The organism is Actinoallomurus purpureus (genome assembly GCF_024055795.1).
Taxonomy (GTDB): domain Bacteria; phylum Actinomycetota; class Actinomycetes; order Streptosporangiales; family Streptosporangiaceae; genus Actinoallomurus; species Actinoallomurus purpureus.
Genome location: NZ_JAMXMY010000025.1, coordinates 126,701 through 148,310, shown reverse-complemented (window position 1 = coordinate 148,310; position 21,610 = coordinate 126,701). Strand labels below are relative to the sequence as shown.

Annotated in this window: 24 protein-coding genes and 1 riboswitch; of the genes, 12 read left to right on the top strand and 12 right to left on the bottom strand. The window is 71.6% G+C overall.

Going from position 1 to position 21,610, the window contains the following annotated elements:
* Position 1 precedes the first annotated feature (1 nt).
* From NE236_RS35770 to macS, 6 genes are all read right to left on the bottom strand, one after another.
* Complete coding sequence (locus tag NE236_RS35770; protein ID WP_252846673.1) at positions 2-883, bottom strand: carbohydrate ABC transporter permease; 882 nt, start codon at positions 881-883, stop codon at positions 2-4.
* Positions 880-1,827: a carbohydrate ABC transporter permease gene (locus NE236_RS35765; protein WP_252846672.1), complete on the bottom strand. Its 948-nt coding sequence runs from the start codon at positions 1,825-1,827 to the stop codon at positions 880-882. The genes NE236_RS35770 and NE236_RS35765 overlap by 4 nt, the downstream gene beginning before the upstream one ends.
* Before the next feature lie 64 nt (positions 1,828-1,891).
* Positions 1,892-3,181 (bottom strand): ABC transporter substrate-binding protein, encoded by a 1,290-nt coding sequence (locus tag NE236_RS35760; RefSeq protein WP_252846671.1) that lies wholly within the window; start codon positions 3,179-3,181, stop codon positions 1,892-1,894.
* Positions 3,182-3,260: 79 nt separating this feature from the next.
* Positions 3,261-4,250, bottom strand: a complete 990-nt coding sequence (locus tag NE236_RS35755) for a LacI family DNA-binding transcriptional regulator (RefSeq protein ID WP_252846670.1) — start codon at positions 4,248-4,250, stop codon at positions 3,261-3,263.
* A gap of 202 nt (positions 4,251-4,452) precedes the next feature.
* Positions 4,453-5,097: a response regulator gene (locus NE236_RS35750; RefSeq protein ID WP_252846669.1), complete on the bottom strand. Its 645-nt coding sequence runs from the start codon at positions 5,095-5,097 to the stop codon at positions 4,453-4,455.
* A complete protein-coding gene (gene macS, locus NE236_RS35745) occupies positions 5,087-6,220 on the bottom strand; it encodes a MacS family sensor histidine kinase (protein ID WP_252846668.1) in 1,134 nt (377 codons plus the stop codon). The genes NE236_RS35750 and macS overlap by 11 nt, the downstream gene beginning before the upstream one ends.
* A 160-nt stretch (positions 6,221-6,380) precedes the next feature.
* Between macS and NE236_RS35740 the strand changes: the two genes are divergently transcribed.
* The 4 genes from NE236_RS35740 (at position 6,381) to NE236_RS35725 (ending at position 8,686) form a co-directional block, all read left to right on the top strand.
* Positions 6,381-6,890: a GNAT family N-acetyltransferase gene (locus NE236_RS35740; protein WP_252846667.1), complete on the top strand. Its 510-nt coding sequence runs from the start codon at positions 6,381-6,383 to the stop codon at positions 6,888-6,890.
* A gap of 48 nt (positions 6,891-6,938) precedes the next feature.
* Positions 6,939-7,811: an LLM class F420-dependent oxidoreductase gene (locus NE236_RS35735; protein WP_252846666.1), complete on the top strand. Its 873-nt coding sequence runs from the start codon at positions 6,939-6,941 to the stop codon at positions 7,809-7,811.
* 136 nt (positions 7,812-7,947) lie between these two features.
* Positions 7,948-8,292: an antibiotic biosynthesis monooxygenase family protein gene (locus NE236_RS35730; protein ID WP_252846684.1), complete on the top strand. Its 345-nt coding sequence runs from the start codon at positions 7,948-7,950 to the stop codon at positions 8,290-8,292.
* Positions 8,293-8,302: 10 nt separating this feature from the next.
* Complete coding sequence (locus tag NE236_RS35725) at positions 8,303-8,686, top strand: hypothetical protein (protein ID WP_252846665.1); 384 nt, start codon at positions 8,303-8,305, stop codon at positions 8,684-8,686.
* Between the two features lie 17 nt (positions 8,687-8,703).
* Here the strand turns inward: NE236_RS35725 and NE236_RS35720 are convergent, their stop codons facing one another.
* Positions 8,704-9,552 carry an SDR family oxidoreductase gene (locus NE236_RS35720; RefSeq protein WP_252846664.1) on the bottom strand — a complete coding sequence of 283 codons (849 nt, stop codon included), beginning with the start codon at positions 9,550-9,552 and terminating at the stop codon, positions 8,704-8,706.
* Between the two features lie 215 nt (positions 9,553-9,767).
* Between NE236_RS35720 and NE236_RS35715 the strand changes: the two genes are divergently transcribed.
* A complete protein-coding gene (locus tag NE236_RS35715; protein ID WP_252846663.1) occupies positions 9,768-10,637 on the top strand; it encodes an SMP-30/gluconolactonase/LRE family protein in 870 nt (289 codons plus the stop codon).
* A 126-nt stretch (positions 10,638-10,763) separates the two neighbouring features.
* Here the strand turns inward: NE236_RS35715 and solA are convergent, their stop codons facing one another.
* Positions 10,764-11,831: an N-methyl-L-tryptophan oxidase gene (gene solA, locus NE236_RS35710; protein WP_252846662.1), complete on the bottom strand. Its 1,068-nt coding sequence runs from the start codon at positions 11,829-11,831 to the stop codon at positions 10,764-10,766.
* A gap of 144 nt (positions 11,832-11,975) precedes the next feature.
* On the opposite strand from solA, the gene NE236_RS35705 reads away from it, so the two are divergent.
* Entirely contained in the window at positions 11,976-12,509 is a 534-nt protein-coding gene (locus NE236_RS35705) for a class I SAM-dependent methyltransferase (RefSeq protein ID WP_252846661.1), read from the top strand.
* Positions 12,510-12,976: 467 nt separating this feature from the next.
* On the opposite strand, the gene NE236_RS35700 is transcribed toward NE236_RS35705, so the two are convergent.
* A complete protein-coding gene (locus NE236_RS35700) occupies positions 12,977-13,942 on the bottom strand; it encodes an alpha/beta fold hydrolase (RefSeq protein WP_252846660.1) in 966 nt (321 codons plus the stop codon).
* Between the two features lie 57 nt (positions 13,943-13,999).
* On the opposite strand from NE236_RS35700, the gene NE236_RS35695 reads away from it, so the two are divergent.
* From NE236_RS35695 to NE236_RS35680, 5 genes are all read left to right on the top strand, one after another.
* A complete protein-coding gene (locus NE236_RS35695; protein WP_252846659.1) occupies positions 14,000-14,587 on the top strand; it encodes a TetR/AcrR family transcriptional regulator in 588 nt (195 codons plus the stop codon).
* 135 nt (positions 14,588-14,722) lie between these two features.
* Positions 14,723-14,824: a DUF397 domain-containing protein gene (locus NE236_RS45345; protein WP_372494490.1), complete on the top strand. Its 102-nt coding sequence runs from the start codon at positions 14,723-14,725 to the stop codon at positions 14,822-14,824.
* 150 nt (positions 14,825-14,974) lie between these two features.
* Entirely contained in the window at positions 14,975-15,934 is a 960-nt protein-coding gene (locus NE236_RS35690) for a cobalamin biosynthesis protein (RefSeq protein ID WP_252846658.1), read from the top strand.
* Between the two features lie 38 nt (positions 15,935-15,972).
* Positions 15,973-17,475, top strand: coding sequence for a cobyric acid synthase (locus NE236_RS35685; RefSeq protein ID WP_252846683.1), 1,503 nt, complete (start codon positions 15,973-15,975; stop codon positions 17,473-17,475).
* Complete coding sequence (locus NE236_RS35680) at positions 17,472-18,014, top strand: class I SAM-dependent methyltransferase (protein ID WP_252846657.1); 543 nt, start codon at positions 17,472-17,474, stop codon at positions 18,012-18,014. The genes NE236_RS35685 and NE236_RS35680 overlap by 4 nt, the downstream gene beginning before the upstream one ends.
* Here the strand turns inward: NE236_RS35680 and NE236_RS35675 are convergent.
* Positions 17,897-18,910, bottom strand: coding sequence for a Gfo/Idh/MocA family oxidoreductase (locus NE236_RS35675; RefSeq protein WP_252846656.1), 1,014 nt, complete (start codon positions 18,908-18,910; stop codon positions 17,897-17,899). The two genes, NE236_RS35680 and NE236_RS35675, sit on opposite strands and share 118 nt — an antisense overlap.
* A 102-nt stretch (positions 18,911-19,012) precedes the next feature.
* Between NE236_RS35675 and NE236_RS35670 the strand changes: the two genes are divergently transcribed.
* On the top strand, positions 19,013-19,819 hold the full coding sequence (locus NE236_RS35670; protein WP_252846655.1) for an AMP-binding protein: 807 nt from the start codon (positions 19,013-19,015) through the stop codon (positions 19,817-19,819).
* A gap of 66 nt (positions 19,820-19,885) precedes the next feature.
* Here the strand turns inward: NE236_RS35670 and NE236_RS35665 are convergent, their stop codons facing one another.
* On the bottom strand, positions 19,886-20,284 hold the full coding sequence (locus tag NE236_RS35665) for a VOC family protein (protein ID WP_252846654.1): 399 nt from the start codon (positions 20,282-20,284) through the stop codon (positions 19,886-19,888).
* A gap of 4 nt (positions 20,285-20,288) precedes the next feature.
* Positions 20,289-21,134, bottom strand: a complete 846-nt coding sequence (locus tag NE236_RS35660) for a helix-turn-helix domain-containing protein (RefSeq protein ID WP_252846653.1) — start codon at positions 21,132-21,134, stop codon at positions 20,289-20,291.
* A gap of 325 nt (positions 21,135-21,459) precedes the next feature.
* Positions 21,460-21,582: riboswitch (cobalamin riboswitch) on the top strand.
* Positions 21,583-21,610 lie beyond the last annotated feature (28 nt).

Sequence of the window (21,610 nt, the reverse complement as noted above, 5' to 3'; positions counted from 1 at the left end):
CTTACTTGACGGCACCGACGGTGATGCCGCGGGTGAGCGTGCGCTGGAAGATCAGGAAGAAGACGACCGCCGGGATGATCCCGAGCAGGGCTGACGCGCTGGTCATGGTGGCGTCCATGAGCTTCTGGCCCTGGAGCACGCCGAGCGCGACCGGCACCGTCTGGTTCTCGTTGGAGATCAGGAAGATCATCGGGAGGAAGAACTCGTTCCACGTCCAGATGAAGAAGAAGACGAACAGCACGCCGAGGGTCGGCCGGCTGATCGGCACGACGACGCGCCACAGGACGCGGAACCGGCCCGCGCCGTCCATCCGCGCCGCCTCGAGGATCTCGCGCGGGAACGCCGACAGCACCGACGACAGCAGGTACGTGCCGAACGCCGTCTGGATCGCGGTGAAGATGATGATGATGCTGAGCCGCGTGTCGTACAGGCCGACCTTCTTCGACAGGAAGTACAGCGGGTAGACCAGCACCTCCTGCGGCACGGTGTTGGCCAGCAGGAACAGTACGAGGATCGACACGCGGCCCTTGATCCGGCCGATGCCGAGCGCGTAGGCGTTCAGCACCGACAGGATCACCGCGAGGATCGCGACCGAGCCGCTGATGATCAGGCTGTTGACGAGCTTGGCGCCGAAGTCGACGCGCTCCCAGAAGTCCTTGATGCCCTGCAGGTACAGGCCCTTGGGCACGCTGAGCGGGCCGTGGCTGGAGTAATCCGCCGGGGACTTGAACGCGTTGAACGTGATGATGACGAACGGCAGCAGCATCACCACCGCGAGCACGGCGAGCGACACGAGCACCGCCCAGGCCCCCGGCGTCCGCCGGTGCACGGTCGCGCGAGGCCTGCGCGCCGGGACGCCACGCTTGGCGCTGATGGAGGTCATCGGTCCGCCCCCTCGGCCTTGTTCTGGCGGCTGATCAGCACCGCCGTGACCGCGACGATGATGAGCGTCAGCACGGTCGCGATCGCGGCGCCGTAGCCGACCTGGGTCTTTTCAAAGAAGTTCTGGTACGAGTAGTACGCCGGGACGGTCGTCGCCCCGCCGGGCCCGCCCTTGGTCAGGATGAAGATCTTGTCGAAGCTTTTGATCGCGGCGACGGTGCAGGTCAGCAGCACCACGTAGATTTCCGGGCGGATCTGCGGCACCGTGATGTGCCAGAACTTCCGCCACCACGACGCGCCGTCGATGTCCGCGGCCTCGTACAGGGAGGGATCGACGCGCTGCAGGCCCGCCATGAAGACGACGAGCGGGAAGCCGATCTGCACCCAGATCATCACGCCCATCACCGTGTAGAGGGCGAGCTTCTGGTCGCCCAGCCAGTCCTCGCGCAGCGAGGCGAGGCCGACGGCCTTGAGGGCGGAGTTCAGGGCGCCGTTGTCGGGAGCCAGGATCCAGGCCCACACGATGCCGGCCACCGCGAACGGCAGCACCTGCGGCAGGTAGACGCACGCCCGCAGGACCGCCGCGGTGCGCGGGCCGAACCGCTTGGCGATGAAGTCGAACAGCGCGGCGGCCAGGACCAGCCCGATCATCAACGGGATGATCGCCATCGCGAAGACGAGCGCGACGTTGTGCCCGAACGAGGCCCAGAAGGTCCCGTCGGACAGCAGCTTCGTGTAGTTGTCCAGCCCGACCCACTCGGGCGAGCCGATGCCGTCCCACTTGGTCAGGCTGAAGCCGATGTTCATGACGAACGGCACCAGGATGACGGCGACGAACAGCACCGCGCTGGGGATCAGGTAGACGGAGTAGGACAGGCCGCGACGCGGCCGTCCGGTGGGCTTGGACACGGCCTCGGCGGGCGGCGCGCTCAGGGTTTGGGTCATCGTGTGTCTCCGGTACGGGAGGCGGGCGGTCGGTCCTGCCCGCCTCCCGCGATTCGGCGAATCGCTAGTGGCCGATGTTCGAGAGGTTCTCGTTGTACGGCTTGGCGAAGCCGTCCAGGACCGAGCTCGGCGACGCGGTGCCGTTGATGAGCTTCTGCGTCCCGGCCACGAGCACGTCGTAGTAGCCCGGCGCCGGCCAGTCCGGGTAGTAGCCCAGGCCGTCGTTGCCGGCCAGGGTCTGGTAGTTCTGGATGAGCTTCTTGTTCTTCGGGTCGGTGACGCCGGCGGGGTCGCCCGCGACCGGCACGCCGCCGTTGTTGGCGAGCAGGTTCTGGATGTCCTTCTTCATCGTGATGTTGATGAAGTCATAGGCGAGGTCCTTGTTCTTCGACCCCTTCGGGACGACCCAGAGGTTGCCGCTCGACCCGAGCGTCATCTTGCTGCCCGGCCAGAGGAACGTGTCCCACTGGAAGTTCTTGATCTCCTTCTCGAAGCGGCCGTACCACCAGCTGCCGGAGAAGAACATCGGGTACTTGCCCGACATGAACGAGGTGCCGGCGTCCTCGGCCTTGACGCCCACCGAGTTCTTGGCGACGTAGCCCTTCTTCGCCCAGTCGGCGAAGGTGGTGGCCGCGTAGGTCCACGCCTGGTCGTGGAAGTCGGTCTTGCCGGTGTAGCGCTCGAACCGGTCGACCCACGGCCGGTCCGCCTTGCTCAGCGCCAGCTGGTAGAGGTACTGCTGCGCCGGGTACTCCGCGCCCGCGTTGGCCAGCGGGGTGACGCCCTTGCCGGCGAACGTGTCCATCGCCTTGGTGAACTCGTCGAACGTCGTCGGCACCTTCACGCCGTATTTGTCGAACAGCGCCTTGTTGTAATACACCTGCAGGTACTCGGCGTAGTTCGGGACGCCGTACCACTTGTCGCCGCCCATGACGCCCTTGGCGTCGTACTTCGCGGTCTCGGCGACGCCTGCGGGGAGCTGCTTGTCCCAGCCGCGCTTGGTCACCTCGGAGCTGATGTCGGTGAGCAGCCCCTGCTTGGACAGCAGACCGGCGGTCGCGTTGCCCTTGTTGTACTCCAGGATGTCCGGGGCGTCCTTGGAGTTGAGCACCATCGGGGCGGTCTTCTGGATCTGCTCGAAGCCCTTCTCCTCGAACTTCACCTTGACGCCCGGGTGGGTCTGCTCGAACTCCTTGATCGCCTGGTTCCACGCCACCCCCATGGCGCTGTCCTGGGTCTCGTAGTGCCACAGTTTCAGCTCTTTGGACGAAGAGCCGCCGCCCCCGCCGCCGCACGCGGACAGGGCCAGCATTCCCGCGGTCAGGGCCGCGAGCGCCTTTGTCGCCTTGAACATCGGGATTTCCTCCAGGGGGTGCGGGAAATGTCGAAGCGCTTCAATCGCGCCGAGGAGTTCGGGTTCGACGTCGTTCGGTTCAGGTCGCCGGGGTGCTGGACCGGACGACGAGGCGGGAGGGGAGCAGGGTCGCGCCGGGCGGCTGGTGGCCGTCCAGCTTTTCCATGAGCCGGACGACGGCCTGTCTGCCCAGCTCCTCTGCGGGGATGGAGATCGAGGTGAGGTCGAGCCGCTCCGCGAGGTCGTCGGGAGCGATGGCGACCAGGGACAGGTCGTCGGGGATGTGGCGCCCGCTCGCGCGGAACGCCGTGAGCAGCGGTTCGACGGCCGGCTCGTTGTGGACCGCGATGCCGGTCAGGCCCGGGTGGTCCCGTAGAAGGTCGTCGGCGGCGGCGCGGGCGTTGTCCGGGTCGCAGGGCCGGACGACCGCGTCCACGCCGCGTTCGGCGGCGGCGCGCTGGAAGCCCGCCTTCGTGCGTTCGGCGAAGCCGGTGCCGCGTTCGTACACTGCGGGGGGCGCGCCGATCAGCGCGATCTCGCGGTGTCCGAGGTCGGCGAGATACTCGGCGCAGGCCGCGCCGGCCGCCTCGAAGTCCCAGTCGATGCAGGTCAGCCCGGTCGGATCCGCGGGGAAGCCGATCAGCACGGACGGCCGTTCGAGCGAGCGCAGCACCGGCAGCCGCAGGTCGTGCAGCTCGACGTCCATCACGATGATCGCGTCGACGAGGGAGGAGCCGGCCACCCGCTCGAGACCGCCCACGCCCTCGTCCTGGGTCAGCAGGAGGACGTCGTGGTCGTACGTGCGGGCGGTGGTCACCGCCGCGATGACCATCTGCATCACGATCGGCACGTGGATGCCCGAGCGGAGCGGGACGACGAGCGCGATGACGTTCGAACGGTTGCTGGCAAGTGCGCGGGCCCCGGCGTGCGGGCGGTAGCCCAGGGCCCGGATGCTGTCCATGACCCGGCGGCGCGTCTGGTCCGAGATCGACCGCTTGCCGCTCAGCACGTACGACACCGTGCTGGGGGAGACGCCGGCGTGGTGGGCCACGTCAGAGATCTTTACCAAGGTCCCGCTCCTGTCGAAGCGCTTCGATTGCCGGAATGTTAAGCCTGTCGCCAAGAGGGCGCAATGGGGCGTTATAGGAACGAAACCGGAATCTGGGAGCGCTCCCACGCCCCTGGAACTGGGATGATCTTGTCGAACCCCGAGCAACACGGCGTTCCGGGGCGTGCGCGGCGGACCGCCGCCTCCGCAAAATCCTCCGGACTCAGTCGAGTCCCTGCTCCAGCGCGTAGCGCACCAACTGGGCCTTGTTGTGCAGTTGCAGCTTGGTCAGGGTGTTCTGCACGTGGTTCTGGACCGTCCGGTGCGACAGCACGAGCCGCTCGGCGATCTCACGGTAGGTCAGGCCCTTGGCGACCAGCCGCAACACCTCGGTCTCCCGCTTCGTCAGCCGGGGCGTCTCCGGCTCTGGCGTGCCGACCAGCCGCCGGTACTCGCCCAGGACCAGCCCGGCCAGCCCGGGCGTGAACACCGCCTCCCCGGCCGCCGCCGAGCGCACCGCCGCGACCACCTCGTCGAGGGACGCGGACTTGGTCAGGTAACCGGTGGCGCCCGCCGTGACGGCGTCGAGGACGTCCTGACGTTCCCCGCTCGCCGACAGCACCAGCACGTGGAGCGACGGATCGTCGGCCAGCAGCCTTCGGGTCACCTCCGCCCCCGCCAGGTCCGGCAGGTGCAGGTCGAGCAGGACGAGCTGCGGCCGGGTGGCCCTGGCCAGGCGCAGCGCCTGCGCGCCGTCGCCGGCGGTGCCCACGACACTGAAGCCCGCCGCCAGCCGCTCCGCGATGCCGTCGCGCCAGATCGGATGGTCGTCCACGACGAGCAGGCGCGGCGAGCCGTCAGCGTCCACGGTGGTCCACCTCTTCTCTCGGGGATGCGGTGCGCGGAACCCGGAGCTCGACCTCGGTCCCACGGCCGGGCGCCGACGTCAGGGACGCCTCCCCGCCCAGCTCCCGGATCCGCCCGACGATCGACTGGGCGACGCCGAGCCGCCCGGCCTCGGCCGCCCGGACGAGCCGGCCGGCCTCGAACCCGACGCCGTCGTCGCGGACGCTCACCGCGACGACCTCCCCCTCGTCGTCGAGCAGCACCCACGCCCGTGCGTCCGGGCCGGCGTGGCGGCGGACGTTGTCGAGGGCCTCGCCGGTCGCCGCGGCCAGGGCTCGGGCCGCCGGGTCGGGGAGGAGCACCTCGTGCGCCGGACAGGAGACGGTGATCCGGTCGCCGGCCAGGGGTTCCAGCAGCGTCCGCACGTCGAGCCGGCCGTCCGGCGCCGGCGACGGAGGGAGGGCGATCAGCGACCGGAGCGCCGTCTCCTGCTCTCCGGCGAGCCGGCCCAGCTCGGCGGCCTCGCCTCCGAGCTCCCGGCCGCGCACGCTGACCAGCGCGAGGACCTGCAGCACCGAGTCGTGGATGTCGCGCGCGATGCGCCGGCGCTCGGCGGTGGCCGCCTCCCGCCGGGCCGCGCGGTCGAGGGCGGCCTCCGCGCGCAGCACGAGCCGTACGACGTGACCGCCGACCGTGCCGGCGATGAACAGCAGCACGATCCCGTTGAACGTGTTGCGCGGCAACGCCTGGCGTTCGAGTAGATCGGCGGCCGAGACGACCGCCGCCCCGGCGACCCCCGCCCACGGTCCGCCGGCGACGGCACAGGCCAGCACGGACGCCGCGGCCCAGCACACCGGCAGCGTCGCGGCGCCGTGGTCGATGCGGGCGGCCGTGTCGACCAGGCGCGTCGCGAGGATCAGCGCGGTGGCGACGGCGACGTCGGCGCCGACGATCCAGGGACGCCGCGTCGACCGCCGTGCGTACGCCACCGTGACGAGCGCGGACCAGGCCGCCATCACGGCGAGCGTCATGAGGCCGCCCAGGGGATGGGCGTACCGCTGGTGGTCGCGCAGGATGAGGACCGCGGCATAGGCCAGGGTGACGAGCCGGAAGACGCCCACCGCCCGCCACATCTGCTCCACCACGGGTGCGACATTACGGCCAAAGGGCCCCTCATGGCGGCGGGCCGGGCCGGCGTCGAACGGCCTGCACCACGAGATCTACCTGTCCGACGTCCGGGAGACCGACCCGGAGAAGATACCCGCGATCCTTCGCCATCCGGTGAAGGCGATCTAGTCTCGGCCCGTGACCAAGACTCCAGAAGAGCCGAGGCGGTATCGGCTCGACGCGACGCTGTCCGGGCCGCGGGCGCCGGTGGACGGATCCTTCCGGACGCCGACCCGGGAGGACCTCCCGCTGCTCGGCGCCCTGATGTGGGACGCCTATCGCGGTACCCCGGACGAGCGGGACGCCGGTGACGGCGTCGCGTCGGCGACCGAGGATGTCCGGCTCGCCTTCGACGGGGAGTACGGGGCGTTCCTGCCGGAGGCGTCCTTCGTCGCGGAGGAGGGCGGCCGCCCCGTCGCGGCCGCCCTCGTGACGGTCTGGACGGGCGTACCCCTCCTGGCGTTCCTGTTCACCGCCCCCTCGCACACCGGCCGCGGCCTGGCCCGGCGGCTCATCCACGCGACGATGGGGGCGCTGGCGGAGCGGGGGTACGACCGGCTCTCCCTGGCCGTGACCGAGCAGAACACGCGCGCCCGGGCCCTCTACGAGTCGATGGGGTTCGTCGAGGTGCCCGCCCGGCACGGGTGAGAGATCTCCGGCGGGCCGTGACAGGATCACGGGTGGGAGGTACATCTCATGAAGATCGGACTTCAGGTTCCAGACTTCACCTGGCCCGGCGGGCCGTCCAGCCTCGCTGCGGACCTCGCCCGGATCGTGCGCACGGCGGACGACGCGGGGTTCAACCGGATCGCGGTGATGGACCACGTCTTCCAGATCGGGTTCGTCGGGCCGCCCGAGAACGACATGCTCGAGGCGTACACCACGCTCGGCTTCCTGGCCGCGCACACGTCCCGCGCCCGGTTGCTCACGCTCGTCACCGGCGCGGTCTACCGGCCGCCGGGGCTGCTCGCCAAGATCGTGACCACGCTCGACGTGCTGTCCGGCGGCCGTGCCGAGCTGGGCATCGGCGCCGCATGGAACGAGGAGGAGGCCCGCGGTCTGGGCCTGCCGTTCCCGCCGACGGCCGAGCGCTTCGAGCGTCTGGAGGAGACACTCCAGATCTGCCTGCGGATGTGGGGTGACGGCGACGAGGGGTACGAGGGCCGTCACTACCGCCTCGAACGCACGCTCGACTCGCCGCAGCCCCTGTCGCGGCCGCATCCGCCGATCCTGATCGGTGGATCGGGAGAGCGGAAGACGCTGCGGTTCGTGGCTCGCTACGCCCAGGCGTGCAACCTGTTCCCCGGTCCGGAGCTGGCGCACAAGCTCGACGTGCTGCGCGAGCACTGCGCGGCGGAGGGCCGCGACTACGACGAGATCGAGAAGACCGTCATCTTCCCCTTCGACGCCGGAGAGAAGGGCGAGAAGACCGGCGAGATCGTCGACGCCCTGGGCGGGCTGGCGGAGCTCGGCATCGACGCGGTCATCGGCGGCGTGTCCGACGTCTGGCGCATCACGCCGCTGGAAGCGATCGGGTCAGAGGTGATCCCAGCGGTGGCGGACCTGTAGCCCTGCCTGATCATCCAGAGCTTCGGCACCGGGACGTGCCGAAGCTCTGGATGATCACGTGAGCAACCCGCGGCACCACGGACATGATTCGACCGGCGTCTAAGTATCGCGGCCGTACGGTCGATCCGTGATCGCGATGATGTTCGAGTACCGGCTCGACCCCGACGACGACGGGACCTACCAGGACTACCTGGCCGAGTCCGCCCGGCTCCGGGAGCTGCTCCCCGAGCTCGACGGGTTCTACGGGATCGAGCGGTACGCCAGTGAGGCGGAGCCGGGGAGGTTTCTCGCTCTCGGCTTCTTCCGGGACGAGGAGGCCGTCGCCGCCTGGCGGAACACGCCGGCGCACCGGCGCGCGCAGGCGCTGGGGCGGCACCGGTTCTTCACGACGTACCGGCTGCGGATGGCCGAAGTGGTCCGGGACTACGGACCGGACCACCGCGACGAGGCACCGGCGGACAGCCGCCGCGTGCACGGCTGAGGAGGCGACGATGTACGACCTGACCATCGAACTGGACGACCGGCCGGGAGCGCTGGCGGCGATGGGCGAGGCCCTGGGCGCAGCCGGGGTCAGCGTGGAGGGCGGCGGCGCCTGGACCGTGGACGGCCGAGGGGTGGCGCACTTCCTGTTCCACGACGGCGACGCCGCGACCGCCGCGCTGGAGAAGGCGGGGATCACGGTCACGGCCTGCCGCGAGGTGGTCGCCCGCCGCCTCGACCAGGACAAGCCGGGCCAGCTCGGAGCGATCACCGGGGCGCTCGCCACGGCCGGGGTGAACATCGAGGTGCTCTACTCCGACCACGACCACCGGCTCATCCTGGTCACCGACGACGCGGAGGCCGCCGCGGCGGCGACCGCCCCGTGGGACCGATAGCGGGGTGGTCGGACCGGTCACCGGAAGACGGTGGCGTGATCTCGCGCCCACTGCGCGAAGTGCACGGCGGGTCGCCCGAGCATCTGTTCCGCCGTGTCCGTCGCCGGTGACCCTCCGTTCGCCGCCGCCGCGACGAACTCGATGATCGCGTCGACGATGTCCGGGTCCGCGAACCGGCGGAAATGGTCACGCGCCTGCGACTCCGACAATTCGTCGACCCGGATGTCCTCGTCGATCGCGGCACCGATCAGCTCGACCTGACGCCGCTGGGACAACGCCTCCGAGCCGGTCAGCATGGCGCCGGCCTCGTCGCCGGCCTTCCCGAGGAGGGCTGCGACCGCGACCGCGGCGACGTCGCGTTCATGGATGGGAGCCATCACCGCCTCGGGATGGATCAGCCGGACGACGCGTTCGGTCCGGATCGAGTCGGCCCAGTTCAACGTGTTGTTCGCCAGCACCAGAGGGCGGATCGGCATCCACGGGAGACCGGAGCCGGCCATCGCCCGCTCGACCGATCGGTGTTCTTCCGCGATCGCGTTGTCCACCGCGTACGGCAGCAGGACGCTTCCGGACGACAACAGGACGATGCGTTCGAGGTCGGCGTCACGGGCCGCGTCGATGAAGGCGTCCACGCCTCCGGCGGGCGCGTACAGGAAGACCTTCCGCACCCCGGCCAGCGCGGCCCGCAGAGTATCGGCCTTCGTGAGGTCGGCGGCGACGACGGACACGTCGGCGGACAGGTCGGCCGACGAGGGGTCGCGCACCGAGGCGCGCACCGGCTCCCCTGCCGCCAGCAGCTGATCGACGACATGGCACCCGACGCTTCCGCGGGCCCCGATCACCAGCGTGGTCATTTCATCCTCCACGACGACGCTCCTCGATGTCAGTGACAACGAGGCTGAGCGCGCCATGGGAGCCACAGCCGTGGCACACGAAGCGTTCCGACGCGGCACTTCGTGCGCCGCAACCGTAACACTCGTCGCGCGGACGGGGCACGATCCCGGGTCTCCGGGCTGCCGGACGTCTGAGCGGGTAGTGGAAGACTGTCGCTGATCCACTACGTCACGGCTGGGAGCCGAGCATGGAACTCACCGCGGAACCCTGTTCGCCGGTCCGGGTCGAGCACGCCGAGGGGCCGTTCTGGTACGGAGAGCGGCTCGGCTGGGTCGACATCATGGCCGGGCGGCTGTGGCTGGCCGGGTACGACGGCAAGACGCTCACCGACCCGCGTTCGCTGGAGGTCGACCGTCCTATCGGCGCCGCCGTGCCCCGGGTGCTGGGCGGGTGGATCATCGCCGCCGGGACCTGTTTCATGCAGCTGGACGAGGACGGCAGGGCGACGGCCCTGACCGGCGACCTGGCCGACGGTTCCACGATCCGGATGAACGACGGCAAGTGCGACCCGGCGGGGAGGTTCTGGGCCGGCACGATGGCGTTCGACGAGACGCCCGGCGCCGGCTCGCTGTTCGTCTTCGACGGTTCGATCCGCACGGTGCTCGACGGGGTCACCATCTCCAACGGACTCGACTGGAGCCCCGACCGCCGCACCATGTACTACATCGACACGCCGACCGGTCAGGTCGACGTCTTCGACTACGACCTGGAGACCGGCGCGGCGACGGACCGCAGGCGGCTGTTCGCGGTCGAGGGCGGCCACCCGGACGGCATGACCGTCGACGACGAGGGTTTCCTGTGGGTGGCGCTGTGGGGCGGCGGCGCCGTGCACCGGTACGACCCGTCCGGGCGTCTGGTCGCCACGGTCAGCCTCCCGGTGACGAACGTCTCGAGCTGCTGCTTCGGCGGCACCGACCGTTCGACGCTCTTCATCACGACGTCGCAGCAGGGCCTGTCCGCGCAGCAACGAGAGGCCGAGCCGGACGCCGGCCGGATCTTCCGCGTCGAGCCGGGCGTCTCCGGCCCGGTCGCCACGCCGTTCGCACCCCCGCGCTGAGCCCACGGCGAGCCGTATACCGCGCTGTGCGCGGTCCGGATCACGGTCGAGGGCGGCCTGATCACCCGTTGCCACTTCTACGAGGACAGTCTGACCGTGGCACGGGCGCTCGCCGGCACCGTGACCTCACCGTAGGGCGAACCTGTCGATCGGCGGGCGGCCGTCGACGAGGTCGGCGGCGAGCTCGCCGAGCAACGGCGTGAACTTCGCGCCGTGCCCGGAGCACGGAGAGCAGACCACGAACGGTCCCCGGCGGTCGATGACGAAGTCCTCGTCGGGCGTCCAGGTGTAGAGGCAGGTCAGTTCCGAGCGCGGCACCGGGTCCAGGCCCGGCAGCCAGGTCCGGGCGTACGCCATGGCGCGTTCGCGGGCGGCCGGGTCGACGGTGAAGTCCCGGTCGGCGGCGGTCGTCACCGGGCCGGGCGCGTGCTCGCCGAGTTTGACGTACGGGCCCTCCGGCAGCGCGTACAGGTCGAGGGACGTCTCGCCGTGCACGACGGTGGGCCAGGGGCCGGCGTCCTCGGGGGCGAAGAAGAAGACCTGCTGCCGGGTCACGGTCAGCGGCGGGAGGGGGACGAGCCCGTCGAGCAGCGGGCCCGTCCAGCCTCCGGCCGCGACCACGACCGTACGGGCGTGCCAGGTCCCCTCGTCGGTGCGCAGGCGCACACCCGTGGAGTCCGGTTCCATGGTTCGGACGGGGGTGTCGTACGCGATGTGCGCACCGTCCTCGGCGGCGAGCCGGACGAGTGCGGCGATCGCCGCCTCGGGGTCGACGACCCCGCCCTCCGGATCGAGGACGACGGGTCCGGTGAACCGGATGCCCGGCCAGCGGCGTGCCGCCTCGGCCGGATCGAGCAGTTCGGCGGCGACGCCGTGGTCCCGGAGCAGCCGCGCCATGCGCTCCGGCTCCCGGCCGCGGCCGTGGTCGACGCCACCGGTCCGGGTCAGGAGGCGCTCGCCGGCCTGCTCTCCCAGTTCCTCCCAGAGCCGCCCGGCCCGGCCGGTGAGCTCGACGTACAGCGGGTCCAGGTAGGCGCGGCGGAAGATCCGGGCACGGCCGTGCGAGCTGCCGCGCCGGTGGCCCGGCCCGTACGCCTCGAAGGCCGCGACGCTCCGTCCCCGGCGGCTCACCGCCCGGGCGGCGGCGGATCCCGCCAGTCCGAGCCCCACGATCGCCACGTCGATGTCGTCCATGCCCCGAATCATGCCTGCCAGGAGGCCCGCGTTACGATAGCTGCAGAATACAGATAACCGTGGGAGGACTCCGGTGACCCATCCCCGCCCCACAGCGACCCCGCCGCTCCCGTACCTCGCGAGCACCGGCCGAACGGCACCCCGATGAGCACGCCCGCGGCCGCCGCCCACGGCCGTACCCCGCTCGACGACGCGACCATCGGCGCGCTCCTCACCAAGGAGGCCGCGCGGCACACCGCGCCGGTACGGCTCGTCGGCACGGGCCTGCACGACCTGGCCGCCCGGCTCATCGCCGACGGGGTGCCGGTCGAGGCGTCCGTCCCGCACCGCCGCGACGCCCGCACCCTCCGCCGCGCCGTGCAACGGGCGGGCGGCAGCATGCCGGCGCCCGGCGTCGGCGAGATCGACGTCGACCTGCCGTTCCCCGACGCGAGCCTGTACGTGGCCGTCTGCCACCTCGACCCGAAGACCTTCGCGTTCCCGCGCCACACCGTCCGCGAGCTGGGCCGGGCCCTCGCCCCCGACGGCGTGGTGGTCGTGCTTCCCGGCGGGCGGACGTCCTGGCCGGCAAGCCTCGTCGACGCGTGGGCCGCGGCGGCCGGGCTCGTACCGACCGACGAGCGCGAGACGGACGGCGCACTGCCGTTCACCGGGGCCGTGTACCGGCCGCGCACCTGACCGTTCAGCGTTCGCCGAGCGATCGCACATGATCCATTCGACGTAGGGGGCGGGCAGTTCGACGTCGATGACGTTGCGCTCCGATTGGAGGCGCACGGTCGCCCGCACGAGCGGATCGCGCTGGAACGCCGCCGCAGAGCGTGCAGCAGTGCGCGTGATCATCCAGAGCTTCGGCACTTCGCGGTGTCGAAACTCTGGATGATCAGGCAGGACGGTGGGGCTACAGGTCGGATACCGCCGGTCTGTGGCGATCGCCGGGCTTCCCCGCGAGGATGTACGGGCAGTACCGGCGCTGGATGCCATGTATCTCCGCTTCTATCCCGGTAGCTGACTGTGGACATCGACATTCTTCCTCGCGCACCACCGACGGCATACGCATCGCCGTCGATTCTTGGCACGCGGGAGGCGCCGCAACGTGAATGAGCGGGGGCGCAAGACAGACATGGCGAAACTCCGCCACGAATGTGTCAGCCGTGCGGCACGCCTGCTATCGGTTTGCCACCGAGGAAGTCCTCCAGGATCTCGGTAAACCGCGCCGGCTGCTCCTCGGCCACGTAATGGCCGCAATCGTCGAGGACCACCCCGGTGACATCGTCGGCCGCCAGCCGCATCGTCTCGGCGACCATCGCGCCGCTGTACCGCGCGCCGCCGATGGCGAGCACCGGCAGCGTCAGCCGGGTCTTCTTGCGCTGCTCGTTCTGCGCGATCGTCTCGTCCAGCGCCCGGTAGTACGCGAAGCTCGCCCGCAGCCCGCGAGGATCCGCGACGATCGCATCGACGTAGACGTCGACGGCGTACGCGGGGATCGCGTCCGGGGTGGCTGCCTTCTTGGCGAACTGGTAGCCGAAGAAGAGCCGCTCCCGCCCCCGGACCAGCTCCTCGTTGAGGTCGGTGAGCCGGTTGAAGCCGAAGTGCCAGAGCCGCTGGTTGACCGCGGCCGGGCTGAAGACCGACGGGGTCGGCGTGAGACCGGGGATAATGGCGTCGACGACGGCGAGCCGGCCCACCCGCTCGGGGTGATCGGCAGCGAGGGCGTATCCGGTCCACATGCCGATGTCGTGGCCGACCACGTCGAACCGGTCGTGCCCGAGCGCGGCCATCAGAGCGACCAGATCGGCGGCCAGCGTGCCGGCGTCGTAACCGTCGTCGGGCTTGTCGGAGAGCCCGGCCCCGCGTGAGTCGACGGCGACGACGGTGTGCTCGCGGGCGAGCGCGGGCATCACTTCCCGCCAGGCGTACCAGGTCTGTGGCCACCCGCCGACCAGCAGCAGCGGTGGGCCGTCCCCGCCGGTGACCGCGTGCAGCCGCAGCCCGTTCAGCTCCACGAGCCGGCTAGTGAAGACGTCGGTGAACCCGTCGGGCAGCCGCAGCGAACTCAAGCTTGTCGTGCCGTCGGCCGTACTCATCATGGAACGATCGGTGCAACTTGTCATGCCGGCGACCATACACATCTTGAAACGATCGGTGCAAGATGTGTAGGCTGACGAACCATGGCGGGCCGCAAGCAATTCGACGTGGACGAGGCGCTACGACGCGCGATGCACGTCTTCTGGCGCTGGGGCTATTCGGAGGCCTCGATCGACCGCCTGACCGAGGGCACAGGCCTGGGCCGGAGCTCGCTCTACGGCACCTTCGGCGACAAGAGCACCCTCTTCCGGAAAAGCCTCCAACGGTACGCGCAGACCTACCACCCGCTGTACGACCAGGCGCTGTCCGGCCCCCACCCGAGCCCGAGCGCCGTTGTGGCCGCCTACCTGCAGGTCACCCTGAACCGCATCGCCGACCCGACGGTCCCGGATGGCTGCCTGCTCACGGTGTCGGCAACGCAGTTCCCGGCCCTCGACGCGGAGGGCCGGGCGATGGTCCGCGCCATGATCGACGGTTTGCGGGCGATGCTGGAGCAGGCGTTGCTGGCGGCGGGGGCCGATGATCAGGAGGCGGCAGAGCTGGCGTTGTGCACGCTGGCAACGAACAAATCCCTGGCGGTGCTGAGTCGCGCCGGCTTCTCGAGCGAAGACCTGGCAACCGTCGCCGCAGCCGCCGCCCGTATCCCCGGGAGACGACATCCACTACCTTGAGTAGTGCGATGGACACCAGCTTCTATCCGAAGCATGGAGCTGACGTGGCGCCAGCCGATTTCCAGGTAGCGCCAATGAAGCCCTAAATGATGCTCAGTCGAAAGACCTGATTCGTACGAAGATGGAACTGTACAAATGATCGAGCCGTACCGAAAGAGCAGTTACAGCGGTACGCAGCAGGGTAGCGACTGCGTCGAGGTCGGGGTCATCGGGCGGGGCGAAGTAGAGACGGATTGACGGCCGCCCGTGCCCCGGACCGGTGCCGTCCCGCTCTGCGCCGTCTACTCAGCCGAGAAATTCCCTCGCGAGACGAAACACCGCCGGAGCGGGGCGGCCACCCCGGCCATAGGTGTCGTATAGCAGCAGGTGGGCCTATCGTTTTCGTTCGTGACGATTGAGACGGGACTGTTCGCCGGGCTGGTCCTGGACACGCTGGTCGGCGACCCGAAGCGAGGGCATCCGGTGGCCGGGTTCGGGCGGGCCGCCGCCGCGTTGGAGCGACGCCTGTACCGGGACTCGGTGGCGCGCGGAGCGATGTTCACGGCCGCCTCCGTACTCGGGGCCGCCGGTCTCGGTGCGGCCGTGGACGCCGTAGGCCGGCGCGCGGCCGCGCCGGGGCGCGTGCTGCTCACGGCGGCGGCGACCTGGGCGGTTCTCGGCGGGACGTCGCTGGGGCGTGAGGGTTTGGCGATGGCGGTCGCCCTGGAGCCGGGCGACGTCGAGGCGGCCCGGCGCCGGCTGCCGCACCTGTGCGGGCGGGACCCGAGCGCCCTCGACGCCAAGGAGCTCGCGCGGGCGACGGTCGAGTCGATCGCCGAGAACACCTCCGACGCCGCCGTGGCCCCGCTCTTCTGGGGGGCCGTCTTCGGCGTGCCGGGCCTGCTCGCGTACCGCGCGGTCAACACGCTGGACGCGATGGTCGGGCACCGCAGTCCCCGATACCTCCGCTTCGGGTGGGCCGCCGCCCGTCTCGACGACGCGGCCAACTGGGTACCCGCTCGGCTGACCGGCGTGCTGACGGCGGTCTGCGCCCCGCTCGTCGGCGGCTCGCCGCGCGCGACGTACGCCGTCCTGCGCCGCGACGGCGCGGCCCACCCGAGCCCGAACGCCGGGCGCTGCGAGGCGGCGTTCGCGGGGGCCCTCGGCGTACGGCTCGGCGGCGTCAACGTGTACGGGAGCCGTGTCGAGCACCGGCCCGAGCTCGGCGACGGCCACGCCGCCGAACCGCGTGACATCCGGCGCGCCGTCCGCCTGTCCCGTGCCGTGACGCTTGCGTCGGCCGTCGTGACGGTCGGTGGCCGGGCCGCCGTCCTCGCCCTCCGGAGGAGGGCGTCGGCCCGCCGGTAGCGGCCCGGCTGCTACCGTCGGCGTCCGTGGGCAACGGGATGCTGCTGGTCGCGGGGACGACGTCGGACGCGGGCAAGAGCACCCTCACGGCAGGGCTCTGCCGGTGGCTCGCCCGCCAAGGGGTCAAGGTGGCCCCCTTCAAGGCGCAGAACATGTCGCTCAACTCCATGGTCACCGCCGACGGGGCGGAGATCGGGCGGGCCCAGGCGATGCAGGCCGCCGCCGCGGGGGTCGAGCCGACCGCCCACATGAACCCGGTGCTCCTCAAGCCCGGCAGCGACCGGCGCAGCCAGGTGGTCGTGCTCGGCCGCCCGGTCGCCGAGGTCGACGCGATGGGGTACGCCGCGCACAAGACACGCCTCCGCGAGGTGGTCCTCGCCAGCCTCGCCGAGCTGCGCGCCCGGTACGACGTGGTCATCTGCGAGGGCGCGGGCAGCCCTGCCGAGATCAACCTGCGCGCCGGCGACCTCGCGAACATGGGCCTGGCGCGCGCCGCCGGATCCCCGGACGGCCCCGGCATGCCGGTGATCGTCGTCGGCGACATCGACCGGGGCGGGGTGTTCGCCGCGCTGTACGGGACGGTCGGCCTGCTGGAGCCGGAGGACCAGCGGCTGATCGCCGGGTTCGTCATCAACAAGTTCCGGGGCGCGCCCGAGCTGCTGGCCCCGGGCCTGGCGCAGATCACCGCCCTGACCGGCCGGCCGGTGTACGGCGTGCTGCCCTGGCTCGGCGGGCTCTGGCTCGACGTCGAGGACTCCCTGGCCCTGGACGCGCGCCCCGCGACGCGCCCTGCGGACTCGGGGGAGACGCTGCGGGTCGCGGTCGCCCGGCTGCCCCGGATCTCGAACTTCACCGACATCGACGCCCTGGTCGCCGAGCCCGGCGTGAGCGTGCGGTTCGCCACGACGCCCGGTGAACTGGCCGACGCGGACCTCGTCGTGCTGCCCGGCTCCCGGGCCACCGTCACCGACCTGGCCTGGCTGCACGAGCGGGGGCTGGCCGCCGAGGTCGTACGCCGGGCGCGGGCGGGCCGGCCGGTGCTCGGGATCTGCGGCGGCTACCAGATGCTCGCCCGCGAGATCCTCGACGACGTCGAGTCGATGGCGGGAGCGGTGGCGGGCCTCGGGCTGTTGCCGGTCCGCGTGGAGTTCGCGCCGGACAAGACGCTGCGCCGGCCCACCGGGACGGCCTACGGCGAGCCGGTGCGCGCGTACGAGATCCACCACGGGATGGCGGCCGTGGAGGGCGGGGAACCGTTCCTCGACGGCTGCCGCGAGGGGGCGGTCTGGGGGACGACCTGGCACGGCGCACTGGAGAACGACGGTTTCCGCCGCGCGTTCCTCGCCGACGTCGCGCGGGTCGCGGGACGCGACTTCACCCCGGCGCCGGACACCGACTTCGCCGCGCTGCGGGAGGCCCAGCTCGACGCCCTCGGGGACCTGGTGGAACAGCACCTCGACACCGACGCCCTGTGGCGTCTCATCGAGACCGGAGCCCCGGCGGGCCTGCCGATCGTGCCGCCGGGGGGAGCGGGAGCGTGAGCGACTTCGCGCCGGGGGAGGGCCGCTGGCGGGCGAGGCTGGGCACGCTACGGCAGGTGGTGCGCCAGGAGCTGGTGGCCCGGCAGCTCGCCGGTCACCTTCCGGACGTTCCGTCCCGGAACATCCTGGACGTGGGCTGCGGCCAGGGCACCCAGGTGCTGGCGCTCGCCCGCAGAGGCCACCAGGTGACGGGGGTCGACGCCTCACCCGCCCTGCTCGGCGACCTTCGGACCGCGCTGGAGGCCGAACCCGCGCAGGTCCGGGAGCGCGTCCGCCTGGTCGAGGGCGACGCGCGCGACGCGGCGACCCTGCTCGCGCCGTCGCGGTTCGACGTCGTCCTGTGCGCAGCGCGACGCCGCAGCCGATCGCGCCCGCGGCCGACCGGAATAGCCGGCGAGCGTGCCGGCTTGTCCTCCGGCGCTCAGCCGTTCCCGGTCCGCCGCATGGCGGTCTCGATGACCTCGAGACCCGCGACGGCGTCCTCCAGGGTGACCGGCGGCGGGCCCTCCCCGCGGACCGCGGCCGCGACAGCCGGGTAGAAGTCCTGGTACCGGCCGGGGTCGGTTGGCTCGGGCCGGGTGTCGCCGGGGGTCCCGACCGTTCCGTACGCCTCCGGCGGCGTCACGCCATACGTCGCGTCCTCCGGGGTGAGGCCGGCGCGGAGCTGGTCCTCCTGGACGTCCAGGCCGTACGTGACATAGGCGGCGCGGTCGCCGAGCACCCGGAAGCGCGGCCCGAGATCCGCGCTGATCGCGCTCATCCACAGGTGGGACCGGACGCCGTTCGGATGGGTGAGCGCGACGAACGCGTCGTCGACCGCCTCGGCGCCGGTTCGCCGTACGTCCAGTTCGGCGTGGACGTCCACGGGCGGCCCGAAGAGCGTGATCGCCTGGTCGATGAGGTGGGCGCCGAGGTCGTACAGGGCGCCGCCGGCGGCGGCCGGGTCGGCGGTCTCCTTCCAGCCCGGCTTGATCTGCGGGCGCCAGCGGTTGAACCGCGACTCGAACCGCAGCACCCGGCCGAGCGTCCCGTCGCCGATCAGCCGGGCGGCCGTCCGGAAGTCGCCGTCCCAGCGGCGGTTGTGGAACGGCACGACCAGGGGGCCGCCGGCCAGCGACCGTGCCTCGGCGGCCGTCGTCGCGATCGGCTTGTCGACGACGACGGGGAGGCCCGCGTCGAGCGCCGCGCGGGCCAGGGGAACGTGCGTGCGGTTCGGCGTCGTCACGACGACCAGGTCGTATCCGCCGGACCAGACGTCGTCGGGCGCGTCGAGGAGCTCGGTGCCGGAGTACCGGTCACGGACGGCGGCCCGGCGCGCCGGATCGCGGGCCACGACGGCGGCGAGCTCCAGCCCGGGAGCGGCGGAGATCAGAGGAGCGTGAAAGACCGCACCTCCGGTTCCATACCCGATCAAAGCGACGCGCAGATTGTCCACAGATGGCCTCCTTCAAGGCCATTTGATCACGCTCCGGCTCTGTCCCGGCACGCAGGATCGGCTTAGTCTCCCAGAGGGATCCCTGACCGGTGAGGAGCGCGCATGCCCGACCCGTCCCCGGCCGCCAATCTGGCCGAGTCGCTGAGCCGATGGACGCTCGCGTTCGGCTGGCGCGACCGGGCCGCGTTCCTGTGCGGTGACGACGCCTTCACCCACGCGGAGGTCCACCGGGGCGTGGGCCACGCGGCGGGAATGCTCCGGGCGCGCGGGGTGCGTCCCGGCGACCGGGTCGTGATCGCGCTGCCGGGATCGATGGAGTTCGTGTGGGCGTTCCTCGGGGCGGTGCGGATCGGGGCGATCGCGCTGCTCGCCGACCCGGAGGCCTCCATGCTGCCGCCCGGGGAGGTGGCGATCTGCGCGCCCGGACGGCACGGGGCCGTCATCACCCCCGCCGAGCTCGTCACCGGCATGACACGGGCGGCCGTGCCGCCGGCGCACCCCGTACTCCCGGGCACGCCGGCCTTCGCGCAGTACGGGGCGATGTACGCGCACGCCGACCCGGAGACGTCGTTCCTCGCGATGGAGCCGTTCGGGCTGAGGGAGAACGACGTGCTGTTCTCCGTCCCGAAGACCTACGACCCGGTGGGGCTGCGCAACACCGTCTTCCTGCCGCTGTACACCGGGGCCAGCGCGGTGCTCGACTCCGGCCGTCGTTCGATCGCCGGCGTCGCCGAGCGGGTACGCCGCCACCGGGCGAGCGTCCTGCTCTCGTCGTCGGCGTTCCTGACGAGACTCGCCGCGGAGGCGTCCCACGAGCCCTTCTGGCCGCTGCGCATCGCCGTGTCGCAGGGCGCCCCGCCGCCGGTGCGCGCCGAGGAGTGGCTCGGCTGCCCGGTCCTGACGCCGTAGAGCTCGCGCGGAACGGGCGCCGGATCAGGGAGCGGCGCGAGCCCGGCAGTCCGTTCCGCGCGGCTCTCAAGCGCCGGACGCGGCGCCGGTGTACGTGCCGAAGCTCCAGAACACGCCTTCCGGGTCCCGTACGGTGAACCCGCGCGAACCGTAGTCCTCGTCGGTCAGCCCCTTGACGACCGTCGCGCCGGCCTTCACGGCCCGCTCGAAGAGCGTGTCGGGCCCGTCGGTCACGACGTACACCGACCCGGTGCCGGGCGGCAGGCCGTCGATCGGGCTGTCGGTACGGCCGGCGCTGCCCAGCATGACGCCGCCGCCTCCGGGCGCGCGCAGCTCGGCGTGGTCGACCCGGCCGTCGGTCTCGTACACGGCGACCTCCTCGAACCCGAACGCGTCGACGAGGAAGCGGATGGCGGCGTGGGCGTCCTTGTAGAGGAGCGCGGGCCAGACTCTCGTTTCGCTCATGGCCTCATCGTTCCCCGGCGGCGTCCTCGTCGTCTTGGACGAACGGGAGCTCCTCGTCGGCGAGCCAGGCGGACGGGGGACACCCGGCGAGGTCGTTCCACTCGCGGGCCAGGTGCGCCTGGTCGTAGTAGCCGCAGGCCGCCGCCACGTTCGCCAGCGACGGCCGGCCGGGCTCCTGCAGCAGCCGTTTCGACCGTTCGAACCGCATGACGCGGGCGGCCTCCTTGGGCCGCAGCCCGTACTCCGCCGCGAACCGCTCGCTCAGGTGCCGCCTGCTCCACCCGACCTCGCGCGCCAGATCGCCGACGCGCATGGTGCCGTCCGTCTCGGCGAGGCGTCGCCAGGCGTACGCGATCTCGGGAGCCGGCCCCGGAAGGCGGCCGATGCCGCGCGACAGCACGTCGTCGACGACGGCGAAACGCGCCCGCCAGGTCGGCGCCTCGGCCAGGCGTTCGAGGAGCTCCCCGGCCCGCGTACCGATCAGGTCGTCGAGGGACAGGACGGCCGAGCCGATCGCGGCGGCGGGCAGCCCGAACAGGGAGCGGGCGCCCTCCGGCGTCAGGTCGAGCTGGACCCCGGCCAGGTCACCGTCGTGCGCGATCACGACCGGACGCGTGTGCAGGCCTCCGGCGAGGGCCGCGAACGCGCACCGATCCGTGGCGGACGGCCCGATCGTACGGGTCGGGGCGTCCAAGCTGAGAACGACGGTCAGGTGCCGGGAGGGCAGCCCGAGATGCGTCCCCGGAGGGAAGCCCTCATAGCGGTAGCCGACGCAGCGTGTCACCGACGACGCGAGACGCGCCGGCGGCCGTACCCGGGCGGTCTGGCTGACGCGAGCGGGGCTGCCCATGCGCTCCACGGTAGCCGGGCCGCGGGTCTCTTTCAGCTGCCCGGAGCGAGGTCCGGGAGGGTCTCCAGGGCCCGTACGAGCGGGGCGAGCTCGGGCGCCCCGTGCCGTTCCCGTGGGCGACGCCCACGCACAGTGAGGGCCGATCCTGTCGATGGTGCGCTCTCACCGCTGCCGGCCCGTGAGCTGTGTGTATCAAAGTATTACCAGCTAGGGCCGACCTGGTAACACTTTGATACACGGCCGAAGGCGTGGAGGGGGATCGGGTGACCTCGGGCGGTGCGGGTGAGGGGTGCCCACTCGTAGACTGGGCGTGCGACGGCGAGGGAAGGAACCCGGTGCGAATCCGGGGCTGTCCCGCAACTGTGACCAGGTAGCGAGCCCGCGTGTACGGCCACGGCGACCAGCTGGAAGGCCGCGGGGGAGCGGTGACCTGGGAGTCAGGAGACTTCCCGCCGTCGATGACCTTTCACCCGAGC